The following is a 17,634-nucleotide window of genomic DNA, read 5'->3' as shown; positions in this document are numbered from 1 at the left end:
CGCCACATGTTTACGTGGCCCCAAGAGACATTCTCCGGGCCGGAAAGGGATGAAACCGAATGTTCAAGAAAATAATCAGCACTTTGCTTGCCCTGTCCCTCTGCGCCTTTTGGACGGCGCCTGTTTTCGCCGACGGCAACCCTATGGAAGTCCTATCCGACGAAGTGGTTCCGACCGCCGCGGACGTGGCCGATATTCCCGCGAAATCCGCTATCCTCATGGATGCCGGCTCGGGCCGCGTCCTGTTTGAAAAAAATCCCGACGAGCCCATGCCGCCCGCCTCCATTACCAAAATTATGACATTGCTGCTGGTCTTTGAGGCTATGGACGAGGGAAAACTCGCCTACACCGATATGGTGACCTGCTCAGAAAACGCCAACTCCATGGGCGGTACCCAGATCTGGCTGGAAGTTGGGGAGCAAATGTCGGCAGAGGATCTTATAAAGGCTACTGCCATCAACTCCGCCAACGACGCTGCTATGGCCCTGGCGGAACATGTAGGCGGCAGTGAAATGGCCTTTGTGGAGATGATGAACCAGAAGGCGAAGGATTTGGGGATGGCAAATACACATTTTGTAAACCCCACCGGCCTCGATGCCGACGGCCACGTATCCACTGCCCGGGATATCGCCCTTATGTCCCGAGAACTGATTAAACACAAAGACATCACCAAGTTTTCTACCGTCTGGATGGACAGTCTGCGGGACGGCAAAACAGGTCTTACGAACACAAATAAGCTGGTCCGTTTTTACAAAGGCTGCACCGGGCTGAAAACCGGCACTACCGATGGGGCGGGCAGCTGCCTTTCCGCCACCGCGGAACGAAACGGATTGAATCTCATTGCTGTTTCCATGGGCTCCACCACTTCTGACGAACGATTTTCTTCCTGCCGCACCATGCTGGACTACGGTTTTTCTGCCTTTGAGCATTTTACCCCCGAAATTCTGCCGGAAGACCTTACTCCTGTAACCATTATTAAGGGTGTCGACAAGGAGGTGGAGCTCAGCTTTGAAACACCGGAACCTATCCTCATCCCCAAAGGACGGGGCGGCGATATTGAAAAAACCATTGCCATCCAGCCAGACGTGGAAGCCCCTGTCTTACAGGGGCAGGCGGTGGGTGAGGCTCGCTTTGCCCTGGACGGCGAAAATATTTGTGAAATCCCCATTACCGCCGCCAAAGAAGTACAAAAAATGACCTTTGGCAATGCTTTTGGCATCCTCCTTCGGAATTTGCTGGCATTTTAGCCAATTTAGCTCAAAGACGGGATGTTTGTGTAACTTTCCAGAAATTCACTGTCTGCCTCAATAAAAATTAACAAAAATCTCTTGAAAAAGACCTGGATTCTGTAGTACAATAGAACCAACAAATAGAAAAGATGGAGGCAGTATAGTGGCTGTTACATTTAACGGTAATTACCTCAAAGACTTTATGTCTGAAGAAGAACTCTGGGCCCTCGCCCCGGCTGTCAAGGCGGCTCATGATGCCCTGCACCAGAAAACCGGGCTGGGTAACGATTTCTTGGGCTGGCTGGACCTTCCGACGAATTATGACAAAGAAGAATTCGCCCGCATCCAAAAAGCGGCGGAGAAAATCAACACCCAAGCTGACGTGCTCATCGTCATTGGCATCGGCGGCTCCTATCTGGGAGCAAGAGCGGCAATTGAGCTACTCCGTTCGCCCTTTTACAACAACCTGAAAAAAGACACCGCTGATATTTACTTCGTCGGCAACAACGTGAGTCCGTCCTATTTGCAGGAAGTTCTCTCCATTTGCGAAGGTAGGGACGTAGCGGTCAACGTCATCTCCAAGTCCGGCACCACCACTGAACCCGCTCTGGCGTTTCGGGTGTTTAAAAACCTGCTAGAGAAGAAATATGGTGAGGAAGGCGCAAAAGAGCGCATCTACTGTACTACCGATAAAGCCCGCGGCACTTTGAAGGAATTGGCCGACAAAAATGGCTATGAGTGCTTTGTCATTGCCGACGACGTGGGCGGACGGTACTCCGTCCTGACCGCCGTGGGACTTCTCCCAATCGCCGTTGCAGGCTGCGACATCAAAGCCATCATGGACGGCGCAAAAGAGGCGGAGAACGCCCTCTCCGACAGCAATATCGAGCAAAACGACTGCTACAAATACGCGGCTACCCGTTTCGCCCTTTACCAGAAAGGCAAAGGAGTAGAAATTATGGTCAGCTTCGACCCTTGTTTTGGCATGATGGCCGAGTGGTACAAACAATTATTTGCAGAAAGCGAAGGCAAGGACAATAAGGGAATTTACCCCTCTTCCGCCACCTTCTCCACTGACCTGCATTCCCTGGGCCAGTTTATCCAGGATGGCTCCCGTATCATGTTCGAGACCTTTATGGATATCAAGAAGCCGAAACAGGATTTCTTTATCGATGCCGATCCGAACAATTTTGACGGACTCAATTTTCTTTCCAATCAGGAGATGTCCAAGGTGAACGGCAAGGTCATGGAAGCGACCATTCTGGCACACACCGAAGGTGGTGTACCCAGCGTGGTTTTGGAACTGCCCGAAATCAATGAACACGAATTTGGCTACATGGTTTATTTCTTCGAAAAAGCCTGTGCCATCTCTGGCTACCTGCTGGGAGTGAACCCCTTCGATCAGCCCGGCGTGGAAAGCTACAAGAAAAACATGTTCGCTTTGCTGGGCAAACCCGGCTATGAAGCCCAGAAGGCAGAGCTGGAAGCCCGAATTTCAAAGTAAAAGACGTATTTTAGACATTGGGTCTGAGATAAATAAAAGGCGGGCTCCCCGCCTTCAGAAAGTGGAGGTTCTCATTATGATTAAACTGATCGTAGGCAAAAAGGGCACTGGAAAAACCAAGATCCTCATCAATATGGTCGAGGAGGCAGTAAAAGCTTCTAACGGCAACGTGGTCTGCGTGGAAAAAGTCCCGAAGCTCACATATGACATTCCTTCTTCCGCCCGATTGATGGAAACCAGCAAGGACAATATTGAAGGCTACGACGAGTTTTATGGATACATCACCGGCATTCTCTCCGGCAACTTTGACATTACCGACCTGTTCATCGACTCTACCCTGAGAATCGGCGGCAGAGATTACGACAAGCTGGGCAAGTTTTTGGAGAAATTGAACACCGCTGTGGCGGACAGAGAAGTAAACATCGTGTTTACCATCTCCGCTGATAAAGAGGAACTTCCCGCATCGGTTCAGGCTTTTATTGGCTAACAAGCAAATTAAAAACCTCCCTTTGAACAAGGGAGGTTTTGTTTTTCATACTAGTTGGCGTGGACAGAACCGTGGGTTACGGCACTATGGAGTGACTGGGCTTCCACCTCGTGCTGGTAGGCGTTTAAAATTGCGTCCTCGAACTGGTGACGCGCGGCAGGCGAGATGGGGTGGGCAATATCCCTGAAAATACCGTTTACTTCCTTGCGGCTGGGCATCGCCACAAATAACCGCTCCGGCCCTTCGATGACTTTTATGTCATGAATGGCAAGTTCATCATCCACCGTGACGGAAACCACGGCCCGCAGCCGCCCTTCCTGCAAAAGTCTTCTCACCTTAATGTCTGTGATGTTCATAATAAAACCATGCCTTTCCGGCCGAACAAATCGGCCATTTCAAATTGTTAACTTCCGGGAGGACCGGAGTTCTGGGATAATTTTTCTCGCCTAAAGTCTAGGCAAAAAAAGCCGCCTTATTCATGTAAGATAAAAATTTCCAGCTGTTAACTTTACATGAAAACTAGCTTGCTTCCCTTGCTATTTATGGGCAGGTGTGATATGCTTAACCTGTATCAAAAGACGACAATGGAGGAATTTTAATGGACGTTTTCGTAGAGCATATGGTTAAGCGGCGGCCTACAGGCAAAGACATCTTTTTGATGAGCCTGTACGCCCTGCTTGCTGTCATTGTATTTGTTTTCGGCGTATTTTTCACCGGCCCTCTCCTCGGTCCTTTTTCTTTTGTGGGGGCGTTTATCGGGGTGGCTGCTCTTTTTGGCGCCTATTACCTTATTAGCAACATGAATATTGAATACGAGTATATCGTTACAAACGGCGAAATTGATGTGGATAAAATCATGGCCAAACGGCGGCGCAAACGCCTTTTGACTGCCAATGCCCGAACCTTTGAGTCCTTCGGCCTTTTTAGGCAGCAGGATCACGCCGGAAAAGATTATACGAGCCGGGTGTACGCCTCCGAGAGTATGGATGAAAGCACTTCTTACTACGCCGTGTTTACCCATGCGAAGCTGGGAAAAACCCTGCTCGTTTTCACCCCGGACGACCGGGTGCTGGACGCGCTGAAAAAATATATCCCGCGGCAGGCAGGCGGCAACGCCAACTACCCAGTAAGAGAACCCGCACAGCTGTAATCAGAATGTTTAAAAACCCTCGTGACGAAAACGGGGGTTTTTTCGAATCATTTTTTCGACTGCAAAGGAGGATGACTAATTTTGAAGATACTGACTTCTTCCGCAATGAAAATTGCCGAAAGCATTGCCGTTGAAAAAGGGAGCTCCTATATGGAGCTGATGGAACAGGCGGGAAAAGGCACCGCCGACCGAATTTTGGGGCTTGCTGATGTTTCCGGCAGACAGGTGGCCGTCCTCTGCGGCAAGGGAAACAATGGGGGGGACGGCTTGGTAGCTGCCCGCTATCTGGCGGAGGCAGGCGCAGAAATTACCGTGATTTTCGTCATGGGGCGGGAACTTTCCGCCCTGGCCCGAGCTAATCTCTATGAACTGGAAAAGCGGCGGGTGCATTTTCTCGAACCGGATGCCCCTCTGACCCGGCGGCTGGAGGCCATCCGGAAAAGCGATGTCCTCATTGACGCCGTCTTTGGGACAGGCTTCAGCGGTGAACTACCCGCCGCCTGCAAGGAACTTGCCGAAGCCGCCAACAACTCCCGGGCCATCAAAGTTGCGCTGGACGTGCCCTCTGGAATTGACTGCGACACCGGCCTTGCAGACAAGGACACTTTAAGAGCCGACTATACCTACACTTTTGCCGCACTGAAACCCGCTCATGTCCTGAAAGCATCGCTGCCTTTGTGTGGAAAAATTGAGCTGATCGACATCGGTATACCGGCGGCCGATATCGCAGCCATTCCAGACGGCATCACTCTCTTAAGCGCAGAAACTGCCGCCGGCTGCATTCCCAAACGGCAGGAGGACAGCAACAAAGGCGATTACGGTAAGCTCTTAAACGTTGGCGGATGCGTTCACATGACCGGGGCGGTAATTCTCTCCACTCTCTCAGCTATGCGCTGTGGAGTAGGCCTTGTTAAGGTGGCTGCACCACAACCCGTCCTTTCCGCCGTAGCTTCCCACATCCTCGAATGCATCTATTCCCCCCTGCCAGTAAGCGAATCTGGTTCCATTTCTATCGACGGAGTGGAGCAGCTACGCACTGAAATGGGCTGGGCAACCGCCGGACTCATCGGATGCGGTTTATCGGTCTGTGACGACACCCGCCTACTGGTGGAGGAAGTCATCTCTTCCTTTGGAAGGCCCCTTGTCATTGACGCTGACGGTTTAAACTGCGTAGCTGAGAACCCTGCCATGCTCCGAAAAGCCCTGGCGCCTGTCATCATTACCCCACATATCAAGGAAATGTCCCGACTCACCGGCCTTTCGGTGGAAATCATTAAAAACCGCCGGTTCGACGTGGCGGCTCAGTTTGCCGAAAAGTACGGTGTTACAGTTGTCTTGAAGGACAGCAATACCGTCATTGCAACTCCCAAGCGGGAGCTTTTTATCAACGGAAACGGCAATTCTGGCCTAGCCAAAGGGGGCAGCGGCGATGTACTGGCCGGAGTGATTGCGTCCTTTCTCGCCCAAGGTGCTTCTCCGTTGGCCGCGGCAGTGGCGGGGGTATTCCTCCACGCCGAGGCCGGAGATATGGCGGCTCAGACTTTCACTCCTTATGCCATGCTCCCCTCAGACGTCATTGAGTCTATTCCTTTTGTGCTCAAACAGCTCCTGTAACATAAATACCTGGTTCCCCGCATAGAGTAAGTTGAGAAACGACTTCCGATTCGAATAGGGGGAAAATTATATGAAAAGGTCGCTGAGAATTATCGGCGCGTGCCTGGCGCTGTCTCTGATGCTCTCGGGCTGCGGTGCCGGAAACGGTGGACAGCCATCGGAAAACGAACAGGAAAAGGTATCGTCCAGCCTAAACCGCGGTTTTGACGCCAAAGCTACCATAAAAATGGGAGACATTGAGGCGGAAGCGGACATTAACCGCACCAAAGAAGGCGTCTGTACAGTACAGCTGACCAGTCCAAAGGGCCTTTCCGGCATGACATTCTCCTTTGACCAGGAAAACGTCACTGTCAGCTACATGGGCCTCAGTTTGGAGCTGGATAACAACTCGGTACTCACCTCTTCCATGACCAAGGCGGTGGTCGCCTCCATCAACATGGCGGCAGAGCCCCACGGCGTGACTATGGCACTGGAGGGGGAGGCCCTTGTCATTAAAGGGACCACCGAGTCCGGAGATTTCGCCCTCAAACTGGACCGCAGCAATTATTCTATTCTGACTTTATCAATTCCCAACCTGGATTTGGAATGCAATTTTAACCCCTTTAGCTATCAGGAATAAAAAATGCCGCTAACGAAATCCGTTGGCGGCATTTTTTGTACGAAAATTGAGATTTTCTCCCTTTCATAAAAGTTATGTGCTTTTTTCAATTTTTTTGGTATGATTGTTCATATTCCGTCCACCTTTCCATTTATGAATATGTTATACTAATGTTACTAATTCAAGATTGGAGATTTGGGCAGGACACTCTACCCGCCCGGCGACAGGTTTTTCGCATCTTAGGCGGACAAGTGGAAAATCTATGCATAAAGGCGTCCGCGCAGTGGAAAGGAGCAATTTTTATGGCTTTGGGTAAAATTTTGGTAGTAGATGACGACAAAAACATCTGTGAGCTTTTGCGGCTTTATCTGGAAAAGGAAGGATACAGCGTCATCCTTGCCCACGACGGGGAGGAAGCGCTTTTAAAATTTGACACGCTCCATCCAGAGCTGATTTTGCTGGACATCATGCTTCCAGGCTTGGACGGCTGGCAAGTCTGCCGTGAAATCCGCAAGAAAAGCCAGGTGCCGATCATTATGCTGACGGCAAAAGGGGAAACCTTTGACAAAGTTTTGGGTCTGGAACTGGGCGCCGACGACTATGTGGTGAAACCCTTCGACACCAAAGAGATTATCGCAAGGGTCAAGGCCGTTCTCCGCAGAATCGGCCAAAACACACAGACGAGTGACGTTAAGGAAGTAAGCTACGACAAGCTGGTGGTCAACATGACCCGCTATGAGCTGAAAGTGGATGGAAAAGTCATCGACACCCCACCCAAAGAGCTGGAGCTCTTGTTCCACTTGGCGTCCAACCCCAACCGGGTCTATACCCGTGATCAGCTGCTAGACGAAGTATGGGGCTTTGAGTACTACGGCGATTCAAGAACTATTGACGTACACGTCAAACGCCTCCGCGAAAAGCTGGAGGGCGTTTCCGATAAATGGTCTCTCAAGACTGTTTGGGGCGTCGGCTACAAATTTGAAGTGACCGACCTCCTGTAAAACGACCGCAAGAGGGCGGACGATTGGAACAGCCTGCATATTGACGGCGGGCTGCCCGTCTGAAAAATCCGCATGGGATATGCGGATTTTCGGGCTTCCAAAGCGTCCGCCCTTCTTTATTCCTTTAAAAAGAAGGGCAGGCCTTATGCAAAAAAGCATTTTCAGCAAGTATTTTAGAGTCTGCGCCGCCGTGGTTATCGCATCCATCGCGGTACTGGGTTCTCTGTTTATCACTTTTTCCAGCAACTATTTTTCATCGGAAAAGGCGACTTTGCTGAGGAAAAACATCAACATTGCCCGTAGGGTGATTTTGAATACTTCTCAGTTTGATTTAGAAAACAACAGTGTCCAGCTGGATATTGTGACTCTCCAAAACAGCTTTATTCTCTTTGCGGAGCCCTCTGACTCCGTCATCTTCTTCACCGATATGAACGGCAACACACTTATCTGTACTGAGGGGGACAACTGCAACCATAAAACATATCAAGTTCCTCTGGACATCCGGACAAAAATCACTCAAAAAGGTGAATACTTTGAAAAAGGCAAACTGGGTGGTTCCATTTATAAAACCTCTCAGTACACTCTTGGCATTCCTGTAATCGTAGAAGGTAAACAGTTCGGATACTTATTTATTTCCACCTCAGCGCAGGCGCTGAATACCTTCCTCATAGAGATGAGCAAAATATTCGTCCTATCTGCCATTTCGGTCCTGCTGCTTGCTTTTATTGTCACCTATTTCGCCACAGCCAAAATGGTCCGCCCGTTGCGAGAGATGTCCCAGGCAGCCAAAAACTTCGGAAAAGGCGACTTTACTGCCCGCATCAATATTGATACAGACGACGAAATCGGGCAGCTGGCATCTTCGTTTAACAATATGGCTAAATCATTATCCGCTTTGGAGTCCATGCGGCGCAGCTTTATCGCAAACGTCTCCCATGAGCTGAAAACACCCATGACTTCAATCGCTGGTTTCGTAGACGGGATTTTGGACGGAACCATTCCCAGGGAAAAACAAAACGAGTATCTCCGCATTGTATCCGACGAAGTGAAACGGCTTTCCCGTCTGGTGAAGAGTATGCTGAACCTTTCCCGCATTGAGGCCGGGGAACTAAAAATTCAGACTACACAGTTCAATGTGGTGGAAACGATATGTCAGACAGTGTTCAGCTTTGAGCGGCAGATCAATGAAAAACATCTGGACATTAGAGGGCTTGATCAAGACAAAGTCATTGTGGAGGCCGACCCTGACCTCATTCATCAGGTGGTGTACAACCTAACCGAAAACGCCGTAAAATTTGCGAACGTCGACGGCTACCTGGAGTTCAGCTTTACGGTAGAGGGCACCATCACCTATATTGGTATCAAAAACAGTGGAGAAGGCCTTTCCAAGGAGGAAATACCCCGGGTGTTCGACCGATTTTACAAAACAGATAAGTCTAGGGGCATTGATAAAAACGGGGTTGGGTTAGGGCTATATATCGTTCGTAGTGTCATCAATCTTCACGGAGGGGACATCATTGTCCGCAGCGTTCAGGGTGAATACACCGAGTTTGTATTCTCTATCCCCACCGCAAAGGTCAAAAACTCCGCCTTGGTCAAGGGAAAAGAAAAAGATTACAATGAACTTAAGGAAAAACGGGAGAAAGAGTCCCTTCCGCCGACAAATTCCTCTCAAAAAGATTAAAAAATCTTTTGAATTTCATTGGGAAACCTTTTAAAGAATGCATATTAAAACTTCATATTTCTAGGGTAAGATAGAGACAACAAGGAGGAATACCTATGGATGAAAACAACAAAAACTACGACAATCAATACACCGGCGGAAATGATGGTTCTTCTAACGGACCAGACCCGACAAATACCTGGAACACTCCTTCCGATTCTCCCAGTGGAAACGGATCTTCCGGCCCTTATGAAACACCTCAGAACTCTTCAACCAGCCAAGGCCCTTCTCAAACGCCGCCGACTTACAGCAATACGGAATACCAATGGAAATTTGAGGATTATGACCAGATTTCTAATCACAACAACGGCTACAAACCCAAGAACAATACTGGCCTCAAAGTCTTCGCAATTGTAATCAGCGTGGTATTCGTGCTGACAGCGGCAGCATTTGCAGGATTTGTTTTGTATGAAAACAATCACAGTTCGTCCAGCAGCGTTTCTTCAAATGATTCTGAAGTCAATATGTCCGGACCCGACATTACTTTAAACAATCGTCCCGCTCCGGAAGACACTGATTATGCAGAAGGAGTTCTATCCACCGAAGAAATCGCTGCCAAGGTTCGGCCTTCCGTCGTCGGTATCGTAACATATGACGTTGGCACATCTCTGACAGCCACTGGAGCAGGTAGCGGCATCATTATGAGCAGCGACGGTTATATCCTTACAAACGCCCATGTGGTCAGCGGTTCAAGCGGAATTGTCGTCGTTTTGGACAACGACGAAGAATATGAGGCAAAGGTTATCGGTATTGATGAAAAAACAGATATCGCTGTCGTCAAAATCGAAGCTTCTGGCCTGACAGCCGCGGAATTTGGAAACTCGGACGAACTGGTAGTGGGTGAGCGTATCGTCGCCATCGGCAACCCCACCGGCCTGAACCTGGCCGGCAGCACTACTCAAGGCATTGTCTCCGGTTTACAGAGGAATATTACTGTCCGCACAGAGGATGGAACCATTTCGATGGAAGCTATCCAGGTAGATGCTGCTATCAACCCCGGCAACTCCGGCGGTGCGCTCATTAATAAATACGGCCAGGTAGTGGGTATCAACTCGTCTAAGCTCTCTTCTACACAGATTGAAGGCATTGGCTTTGCTATTCCCATGAACACCGCAAAGCCCATCATTGATGATTTGGTTTCCTACGGATATGTCAAAGGCCGGGTCAAATTGGGCATTACTTACTACGGCATTAGCGACGTGACCGGTGCGATGACCGGCTATACCCCCGGCCTGTTGGTCAGTGCCATTGATGAAACTGCTGACGTTTACACCAAAGGTGTGCGGGTCGGCGATACCATAACACAAATCGACGGCAAGGATGTGCGGGATGCAGAAGACATCAAAGAAGTCCTAGATGGAAAAGTGCCGGGCGATAAGGTAAAACTGACCGTTTATCGGGTCAGCGTCACCGGAAAGCAGTCTACCTTTACCGTTGACGTTCAATTGGAAGAGGATAAGGGCAACTCAACCAATGTCCAGCAGCAACAGCAAGTATCGGAACAGGCCCCTGAACAAGGCAACGGTTTTTTCCGGTAGTTGCTCAATCCCTTGACTCTCTTGGGCGCACAGGAAAGCTTCCTGTGCGCTTTTTCTTGTCATTAGGGTTCTGAAATCTTTATTTTTATGATATAATAACCTCATAGGCAAAGGGCCTTGCTGTTTGCAAAGTACCTAAAAGGCGCTCTTATTCCGTTGATGCGAGATTGGTAAGAACTTTGATCATAATTGAGCGGAAACCTTAGTAACTACACATTAAGGAGAGATTTAAAATGGCTTTTCAAGAAATCGATGTAACTAAGTTAACACAAAACCCGTTTCAGCTTATCGGGAGGGATTGGGCGCTGGTAACGGCCGGTACTCCGGAAAAATACAACACCATGACGGTCAGCTGGGGCAACATGGGTGTTATGTGGAACAAAAATATTGTCACCGCGTTTATCCGTCCGCAGCGGTATACCCATGAATTTTTGGAGACAGGAGAATTTTTCACCTTGAGCTTTTACGGGGAAGAAATGCGCAAGGTATTGGCTCTCTGCGGCAAAGTATCCGGACGGGATGTGGACAAAATAGCGGAAACAGGCCTCAACCCGGTAGTGAACGGGGAGCATATCTACTTTGAACAGGCAAAGCTTGTATTCTTCTGCAAAAAGATTTACAGAGACCATATTCGGCCGGAAGGTTTTTTGGCAGACTATATCGCCGATTCCTATCCAGAGAAGGATTACCACGATATTTATATGGGTGAAATTCTGAAAGCCTACATTCAGGAATGAGAAAGCACCGATACACCGTTTCCGCTGCCGACTCCGGACTGCAGCTCCAGACCTACCTGAGAAAACGGCAGGGATATTCCAAACGGCTCATTATCAAACTCAAACATGGCGGGATCTCGGTAAACGGGGCACATCGCCGCATGGTAGATACGGTAAATGCAGGAGACGTTGTAGAAATCGAGCTGTCCGGAGATAAAATAAAGCTTATTCCCAATTCGGAGCTGCAGGTTCCTGTCGTCTACGAGGATGCTGATATCATTGTGTTTGATAAACCTGCAGACATGCCCGTACATCCTTCTGCCACCTATTACAACGACACCTTGGGCAATTATTTTGCTGCGTTGTTTCAGAAGGAAAAAATTGCCTTTCGACCAATCAACCGTCTGGATCGAGATACCACTGGGCTCTGCCTGTCCGCCAAAAACACCCTTGCGGCTGCAAAGGTGGCAGAATGCCTTGAAAAGGAATACATTGCCATCGTGCAGGGACAATTAGAGGAGTCAGAGGGCACTATTGACGAACCTCTGATCCGAGTTCCCGGCTCCATCATCAGCAGAAAAGTACATCCGAAAGGGCAACGGGCAGTCACCCATTACCGGGTAGTGCAGCAATTTTCTGACTACGCCCTCGTTGCCATCCGGCTGGAAACCGGTCGAACCCACCAAATTCGTGTCCATTTTGCCTACATTGGCCATCCGCTGGAGGGGGATACCCTTTACGGCGGACGAACTGAGCATATCAGCCGGCACGCCCTGCACTGCGGGAAACTGGCCTTCCGTCGTCCCGAAGACGACTCCCCTGTTGCCCTTTTGTCCCCGCTGCCACAGGATATGGCCATTCTTGCCGGCCGAGACTTCTGGTAAAACACTGATAAAATCCAAAACACCCTGCCGCAGATTTACGGCAGGGTGTCTTTTTATTCTGTTGGAGCGACCGTTTTCATCGCCTTTCGTTTGGCACGCATCTCTCGGAAAAAACCTGTGAGAAGTTCCCGGCATTCGTCCTCTAAAAGTCCGCCTTCCACAATGGGCCGGTGGTTAAACGGCAGTGAAAACAGTTCAGTAATACTCCCGCAGCAACCGGCTTTCGGATCTTTAGCCCCAAAAACAACCCGGGCAATTCGAGCGTTGATGATCGCCCCCGCACACATGGGACAGGGTTCCAGCGTCACATAGAGAGTGGCTTTATGGAGCCTCCATCCCCCCAACTTCCGGCAAGCCTCATTGATAACCAAACATTCTGCGTGGGCCAACGCACTTTTATCCGTTTCTCTTCGGTTATGGGCCGCAGAAACAATTTTATCTTCCCAGACGAGCACCGCACCCACCGGAGTTTCATTGTAGGCATATGCCTCTTCGGCTTGCCGCAACGCCTGCCTCATAAAAAGTACATCTTGTTCCGAAAAAGTCAAAAGAAGATTCCCTCCACTCTAAAGTCAAAAAATCTGTACGCTGCGGAACATCTGCCACGCCCATAAAAGCAATACGATAATAAACGCCCCGTTGCTTAGGCATAGTTTTAGTTTATGGGCCGTAGAAGTGGTATTATTGGTATCACTTATAATAAATGCGTTACTCTCCCTGGTGCAGAGAAAAATAAAGGACACAATACCGACTGCAAGGATAGCGATAAACAGGATATTCTCCACCAGTTCATAGTGAGATGGCAAAAAATGCTGAACGAGCACAATAACGGATCCAACAGCGCTTGCACCAAGATGACAAATAACTGCTGTAAGGACGGAACCTGTGCGCAGCACAAAATATCCCAGTACAATCCCAAATACAAAGCCGCTTAAATTACGGGTCACCGTATACTGCATCATGCCGTAAAAAACCGATGACAGTACAACGGCAAAGGTGTCCCCATGCCGGCGGAGAGAATTCAGGATCAGGCCCCGAAACAAATACTCTTCTAAAACGGCCGGTAAAAACATCACTCGCACCAGATAGAATGCCAGAGAAATATTGTTTCCAGGCAGCATATTGTTTGGAGTGAGGGGTACGATATGAAGCTGGAAAAGCAGACTATTGATAAATTGGGAACCGACACCTGCCAGTGCGACTACCGTCAGGGTCAAAGGCACTGCATAAATCCACGTTTTTTTGTCAGGCAGCTTTCGCACTGCCGCCTCTATACTTCCATCTCGGAGGAAAAATCGCAAAAAACATATGGGCAGCAAAACAGATAAAAGATAAAGAATCAATTCCCGTGCTTCCTGGGCAAGGGTAGCAATGAGCACAAACTGATTGGTAGTTTTACTCAGGGCGCTTACAACAGTCTGCATCACAACGGTCACTGGAACCAAAAAAAAGGTGGGGAGAAGGATAACACCTACCATTGCCACCGCAATGACCGCTACATTCTTTTTCAGATGCTGTTCCTGCAGCATTCTTGGATCCGTTGCGACAAATCCGTACCCGCTAATATAAGTGTTATCGTCCGAATGAACCTGGTCCTTTTTCGGAGGCTGATCATTTGGTGTATATGCCATACAAAAACTCCTCAATATAAAAAGCATCTAGCCCACCACCTAAAAGTTAAAAGGCTTTAATGGGTACAAAGCTACCTTAAGTCTTTTACAGCGACGCAATGGGTAGAATTGATCATAAATATTTCGCTGATGCCGCTTAAACGGAACAAAGCGCCTTTGGCGCTTTGTTGTTTCCTCGTTTTGTTGTATCATAAATTACGTGGACACAGTCCACAATAGCGGGCATGGTCCACACAAAAGGCTTTGCCTTTTGTGAATTTAATATTAAATTATTCTCACATTTCCCGCGCCAGCGGGAAAAAGCGCCTTCGGCACTTTTCAAACAGATTAGTTATTTCCTGTGAGGTTATTATACCACATAAAAAAACAGCAAAGCATTAGATTTTTGTAAACAAACACAATTTTGTCAAGGGGATTCTTCAGTTTTTTACAAAATCCGCCTTTACTAACACCTACAAAAACGGTATACTGGATTTATATCGACACCCCAAATGAGATTTCGAGCTTTGAAAAATATACAGGAGGGCTTATGAGCTGCGACAACAAGAAGGTTGAAAAGGATCTGCGTTACCTAAAAATTTTATCCACACAGTATCCCACTGTTCAAGCTGCGGCGGCAGAGATCATCAATCTCCAAGCGGTTATGAACCTGCCCAAAGGCACCGAGCATTTTATGTCAGACCTTCACGGGGAATACGAAGCATTTCTCCATATTCTTAACAACGCTTCTGGCGTCATCAAAGAAAAGGTGGAGGTTCTTTACAAAAACACCCTCCCTGAAAAAGAACGAGCGATATTGGCAACCCTTATCTATTACACCGATGCAAAATTAAAGGAAATCAAGGAAACGGTTTCAGATTTGGATGAGTGGTACCGCATTACCCTTCACCGTCTCTTAGAGGTATGCCGTCTGGTGGCCTCCAAATACACACGGGCCAAGGTGAGGCAGGCCCTGCCGAAGGACTTCGCCTACATCATTGATGAGCTTCTTCACACAAACTACGGAGAACTGAACAAAGAAAACTATTACGCCAATATATTATCCACTATTATTGAGGTGGAGCAAGCTGACGAATTTATCATCGCCGTCTGCACTACAATTAAGCGTTTGGTGGTAGACCGGCTCCACATCGTGGGGGACATTTTTGACCGGGGCCCCCGGGCGGACATTATTATGGATTCATTGATGGAACACCATTCGGTGGATATCCAATGGGGAAACCACGACATCCTCTGGATGGGGGCGGCAGCAGGCAGTCGGACCTGTATCGCTAATGTATTGAACAACTCGATGAACTACAGCAATCTGGAGGTCATCGAAACTGGCTACGGCATTAATCTGCGTCCTCTAGCTCTTTTCGCAAACGAAGTCTATCAAAACGTCAACACTGACTGTTTCCGACCGAAAATCAGCGATGAAAACAGCTATAATCCAAAAGACGTGCTGCTTGTTTCCCGGATGCACAAAGCCATCGCTGTTATTCTCTTTAAACTGGAAGGACAAATCGTTTTGAGAAATCCTTCCTTTCAAATGGAAGACCGGCTGTTGCTGGATAAAATCGACTATGGGAAGAGACAAATTGTTATAGGCGGCACTGCCTATCCGCTTGCGGACACTGAATTCCCGACAGTAGACCCGCAAAATCCCTATCAGCTGAGTCCCGAAGAGTCTGAACTCATGAGCCAGCTCCGCTTTTCTTTCCAGCAAAGTGAAAAACTCCAGCGACATGCAAAATTTCTCTACTCTAAAGGCGGACTTTACGCCTGCTGTAATGGAAACCTGTTGTTCCACGGCTGCATCCCCATGAATATGGACGAAACCTTTATGGCGTTTGGCGTAAATGGAGAAAGCCTCACTGGGAAGACATTCCTCGACTACGCTGAATCGGTTGCCCGGCAGGGGTATTACGCAAAGCCTGGTTCACCGGAACGGCAGCTGGGCAAAGACTTTTTGTGGTTTTTGTGGTGTGGAAAGCATTCACCCTTGTTCGGACGGGAAAAGATGGCTACCTTTGAACGGCTGCTCATTCCCGACCCTGCCGCATGGACCGAGTCCAAAAATGCCTACTATATCCACAGCAAAAAGGAAGAGGTTTGCCTTAAAATTCTTCATGAATTTGGCCTGTACAGTCCCCACTCTCATATTGTGAATGGCCACATCCCCGTCAAATCCAAAGATGGGGAACTGCCCGTCAAAGCTGGAGGACGGCTCATTGTTATCGACGGAGGATTTTGCAAAGCCTATCAACCCACCACCGGCATTGCGGGTTACACTCTCATTTACAACTCTTATGGTATTCGCATTTCTTCTCACGAGCCTTTCGGCGGCGTCGAAAACGCGATTCGGAATAACAAAGATATTTTATCCACTGCAGTTGTCTTTGAAACCATGGAGGATCGTATTAAAATATCCGATACCGATGTAGGTATTCAGATACGGGAAAACATTGAAGATTTGAAGCTGTTGCTCACTGCCTACCGTACTGGACTTATCAAAGAGCGGCACAACAGCAACACCGACAAAATGTAACACCCCCGACAAAGAAATCCAGGAGGATGAAATGAAAAAATTATTATATTGGGCTTTCGGATATGCAATTGCTGGAATGGCAGGAGGCGTATTCTATCGGGAATTTACAAAGTTTAACAATTTTACCGATCGGACGGCTTTGGGAGTCGTCCACACCCATCTATTTTTATTGGGAATGATTTTTACACTGGTGCTGTTGGCCCTGTCAAAACTGTGGCCGCTTTATCAGAGTAAGCTTTTCGGAAAGTTTGTCGCTATCTACAACACCGGCGTGATTATTACCGCTATGATGCTGACTGCTAGGGGAATCGCTCAGGTATTGCAGGTTTCTCTGCCAACAGGAATCGATGCTGCTTTATCCGGCTTGGCGGGAATCGGTCATATCCTGACAGCAATTGGCATAATTGTGTTTTTTGTTCTGCTCAAAAAACATATTACTGAAAATCAGTAAAAAATCGGCAGGCGATTTTGCCTGCCGATTTTTCAATCCGCATTCCAGATATATTGGATCTGGCTGGAGCCGTTCATAGCGTCGTCCATCAGCTTAAGCATTTCAAAAACACTTTTGAAATTACGGGAGGTTTTATCCTGCATCCAGGTAATTCGTCCCTGCCAAGTATTGTACTGGCGGTAAATAACATGAACCAGAAAAGTTGCCTGATCCGCTTCGACACTTTTTCTGTGCCCTGCACGGCTTTCTATCATCCGATCATCGCCGTTTTTTTTCGCCCGTTTTAAGGGATGGAAAGCCTGATTTTCACAAGATGCCTGCGGCATATCCAGCGTATCATAGAGTGACTCCATCGCCCGCAAAAGCTGTGCTACACCGCAAAAATCCATAAAAGCGTTATAGTAGACGCTGTAAATTTGGCCACAAACCGGCTCTCTGGGGGAATTGGACAAATAAATAATTACCTTGCTGGTAATTGGAAAAGAGATAGGTTCCACCAAATTACCTCCTTTGTTTTCAAGTATACCTCCATAATACCCAACCATAGTCACACCGAAGTCACAACCCCCTGCCAGTAT

The 17,634-nt window shown here is 48.3% G+C and carries 17 protein-coding genes; 13 read left to right on the top strand and 4 right to left on the bottom strand.

What is annotated here, in order from left to right; translation table 11 throughout:
- Positions 1 to 59: 59 nt before the first annotated feature.
- From H8710_RS10350 to H8710_RS10340, 3 genes are all read left to right on the top strand, one after another.
- Complete coding sequence (locus tag H8710_RS10350) at positions 60 to 1,247, top strand: D-alanyl-D-alanine carboxypeptidase family protein (RefSeq protein ID WP_249295445.1); 1,188 nt, start codon at positions 60 to 62, stop codon at positions 1,245 to 1,247.
- A 145-nt stretch (positions 1,248 to 1,392) separates the two neighbouring features.
- Positions 1,393 to 2,733 (top strand): glucose-6-phosphate isomerase, encoded by a 1,341-nt coding sequence (locus H8710_RS10345; protein WP_249295444.1) that lies wholly within the window; start codon positions 1,393 to 1,395, stop codon positions 2,731 to 2,733.
- A gap of 76 nt (positions 2,734 to 2,809) precedes the next feature.
- Positions 2,810 to 3,220: a hypothetical protein gene (locus tag H8710_RS10340; RefSeq protein WP_249295443.1), complete on the top strand. Its 411-nt coding sequence runs from the start codon at positions 2,810 to 2,812 to the stop codon at positions 3,218 to 3,220.
- A 50-nt stretch (positions 3,221 to 3,270) separates the two neighbouring features.
- Here H8710_RS10340 and spoVG read toward each other — a convergent pair whose 3' ends face one another.
- A complete protein-coding gene (gene spoVG / locus H8710_RS10335; RefSeq protein ID WP_249295442.1) occupies positions 3,271 to 3,576 on the bottom strand; it encodes a septation regulator SpoVG in 306 nt (101 codons plus the stop codon).
- A gap of 242 nt (positions 3,577 to 3,818) precedes the next feature.
- On the opposite strand from spoVG, the gene H8710_RS10330 reads away from it, so the two are divergent.
- From H8710_RS10330 to H8710_RS10295, 8 genes are all read left to right on the top strand, one after another.
- Entirely contained in the window at positions 3,819 to 4,370 is a 552-nt protein-coding gene (locus tag H8710_RS10330) for a DUF6106 family protein (RefSeq protein ID WP_249295441.1), read from the top strand.
- A gap of 81 nt (positions 4,371 to 4,451) precedes the next feature.
- Complete coding sequence (locus tag H8710_RS10325) at positions 4,452 to 5,984, top strand: NAD(P)H-hydrate dehydratase (RefSeq protein WP_249295440.1); 1,533 nt, start codon at positions 4,452 to 4,454, stop codon at positions 5,982 to 5,984.
- A 70-nt stretch (positions 5,985 to 6,054) separates the two neighbouring features.
- Positions 6,055 to 6,603: a hypothetical protein gene (locus H8710_RS10320; RefSeq protein ID WP_249295439.1), complete on the top strand. Its 549-nt coding sequence runs from the start codon at positions 6,055 to 6,057 to the stop codon at positions 6,601 to 6,603.
- 281 nt (positions 6,604 to 6,884) lie between these two features.
- On the top strand, positions 6,885 to 7,583 hold the full coding sequence (locus tag H8710_RS10315; protein WP_249295438.1) for a response regulator transcription factor: 699 nt from the start codon (positions 6,885 to 6,887) through the stop codon (positions 7,581 to 7,583).
- 145 nt (positions 7,584 to 7,728) lie between these two features.
- Entirely contained in the window at positions 7,729 to 9,267 is a 1,539-nt protein-coding gene (locus H8710_RS10310) for a sensor histidine kinase (RefSeq protein ID WP_249295437.1), read from the top strand.
- A 95-nt stretch (positions 9,268 to 9,362) separates the two neighbouring features.
- Complete coding sequence (locus H8710_RS10305; protein WP_249295436.1) at positions 9,363 to 10,844, top strand: S1C family serine protease; 1,482 nt, start codon at positions 9,363 to 9,365, stop codon at positions 10,842 to 10,844.
- 233 nt (positions 10,845 to 11,077) lie between these two features.
- Positions 11,078 to 11,581 (top strand): flavin reductase family protein, encoded by a 504-nt coding sequence (locus tag H8710_RS10300; protein WP_249295435.1) that lies wholly within the window; start codon positions 11,078 to 11,080, stop codon positions 11,579 to 11,581.
- Positions 11,578 to 12,444: an RluA family pseudouridine synthase gene (locus H8710_RS10295; protein WP_249295434.1), complete on the top strand. Its 867-nt coding sequence runs from the start codon at positions 11,578 to 11,580 to the stop codon at positions 12,442 to 12,444. Before H8710_RS10300 ends, H8710_RS10295 begins: the two co-directional genes overlap by 4 nt.
- A 53-nt stretch (positions 12,445 to 12,497) precedes the next feature.
- On the opposite strand, the gene tadA is transcribed toward H8710_RS10295, so the two are convergent.
- Together tadA and H8710_RS10285 are read right to left on the bottom strand one after the other, a co-directional pair.
- On the bottom strand, positions 12,498 to 12,992 hold the full coding sequence (gene tadA / locus H8710_RS10290) for a tRNA adenosine(34) deaminase TadA (RefSeq protein WP_283242860.1): 495 nt from the start codon (positions 12,990 to 12,992) through the stop codon (positions 12,498 to 12,500).
- A gap of 24 nt (positions 12,993 to 13,016) precedes the next feature.
- On the bottom strand, positions 13,017 to 14,075 hold the full coding sequence (locus H8710_RS10285) for a CPBP family intramembrane glutamic endopeptidase (RefSeq protein ID WP_249295433.1): 1,059 nt from the start codon (positions 14,073 to 14,075) through the stop codon (positions 13,017 to 13,019).
- A gap of 529 nt (positions 14,076 to 14,604) precedes the next feature.
- Here H8710_RS10285 and H8710_RS10280 point away from each other — a divergent pair.
- Together H8710_RS10280 and H8710_RS10275 are read left to right on the top strand one after the other, a co-directional pair.
- A complete protein-coding gene (locus H8710_RS10280; protein ID WP_249295432.1) occupies positions 14,605 to 16,605 on the top strand; it encodes a fructose-1,6-bisphosphatase in 2,001 nt (666 codons plus the stop codon).
- Between the two features lie 31 nt (positions 16,606 to 16,636).
- On the top strand, positions 16,637 to 17,056 hold the full coding sequence (locus H8710_RS10275; RefSeq protein WP_249295431.1) for a DUF2871 domain-containing protein: 420 nt from the start codon (positions 16,637 to 16,639) through the stop codon (positions 17,054 to 17,056).
- A gap of 32 nt (positions 17,057 to 17,088) precedes the next feature.
- Here the strand turns inward: H8710_RS10275 and H8710_RS10270 are convergent, their stop codons facing one another.
- Positions 17,089 to 17,553, bottom strand: a complete 465-nt coding sequence (locus H8710_RS10270) for a hypothetical protein (RefSeq protein ID WP_249295430.1) — start codon at positions 17,551 to 17,553, stop codon at positions 17,089 to 17,091.
- Positions 17,554 to 17,634 lie beyond the last annotated feature (81 nt).

Origin of the sequence: Fumia xinanensis, from assembly GCF_014384905.1 — a bacterium.
Lineage (GTDB): Bacteria > Bacillota > Clostridia > Oscillospirales > Ruminococcaceae > Fumia > Fumia xinanensis.
Note: the sequence above shows the minus strand (reverse complement) of the source record. Positions and strands in the feature narration are given on the sequence as shown.

What these genes read in the sequence shown, in the direction of transcription:
- H8710_RS10300 (WP_249295435.1), top strand. Translation starts at nt 11,078, where the DNA reads ATGGCTTTTCAAGAAATCGATGTAACTAAGTTAACACAAAACCCGTTT.
- H8710_RS10280 (WP_249295432.1), top strand. Translation starts at nt 14,605, where the DNA reads ATGAGCTGCGACAACAAGAAGGTTGAAAAGGATCTGCGTTACCTAAAA.
- H8710_RS10315 (WP_249295438.1), top strand. Translation starts at nt 6,885, where the DNA reads ATGGCTTTGGGTAAAATTTTGGTAGTAGATGACGACAAAAACATCTGT.
- spoVG (WP_249295442.1), bottom strand. Translation starts at nt 3,576, where the DNA reads ATGAACATCACAGACATTAAGGTGAGAAGACTTTTGCAGGAAGGGCGG.
- H8710_RS10310 (WP_249295437.1), top strand. Translation starts at nt 7,729, where the DNA reads ATGCAAAAAAGCATTTTCAGCAAGTATTTTAGAGTCTGCGCCGCCGTG.
- H8710_RS10330 (WP_249295441.1), top strand. Translation starts at nt 3,819, where the DNA reads ATGGACGTTTTCGTAGAGCATATGGTTAAGCGGCGGCCTACAGGCAAA.
- H8710_RS10285 (WP_249295433.1), bottom strand. Translation starts at nt 14,075, where the DNA reads ATGGCATATACACCAAATGATCAGCCTCCGAAAAAGGACCAGGTTCAT.
- H8710_RS10295 (WP_249295434.1), top strand. Translation starts at nt 11,578, where the DNA reads ATGAGAAAGCACCGATACACCGTTTCCGCTGCCGACTCCGGACTGCAG.
- H8710_RS10305 (WP_249295436.1), top strand. Translation starts at nt 9,363, where the DNA reads ATGGATGAAAACAACAAAAACTACGACAATCAATACACCGGCGGAAAT.
- H8710_RS10320 (WP_249295439.1), top strand. Translation starts at nt 6,055, where the DNA reads ATGAAAAGGTCGCTGAGAATTATCGGCGCGTGCCTGGCGCTGTCTCTG.
- H8710_RS10350 (WP_249295445.1), top strand. Translation starts at nt 60, where the DNA reads ATGTTCAAGAAAATAATCAGCACTTTGCTTGCCCTGTCCCTCTGCGCC.
- H8710_RS10275 (WP_249295431.1), top strand. Translation starts at nt 16,637, where the DNA reads ATGAAAAAATTATTATATTGGGCTTTCGGATATGCAATTGCTGGAATG.
- H8710_RS10340 (WP_249295443.1), top strand. Translation starts at nt 2,810, where the DNA reads ATGATTAAACTGATCGTAGGCAAAAAGGGCACTGGAAAAACCAAGATC.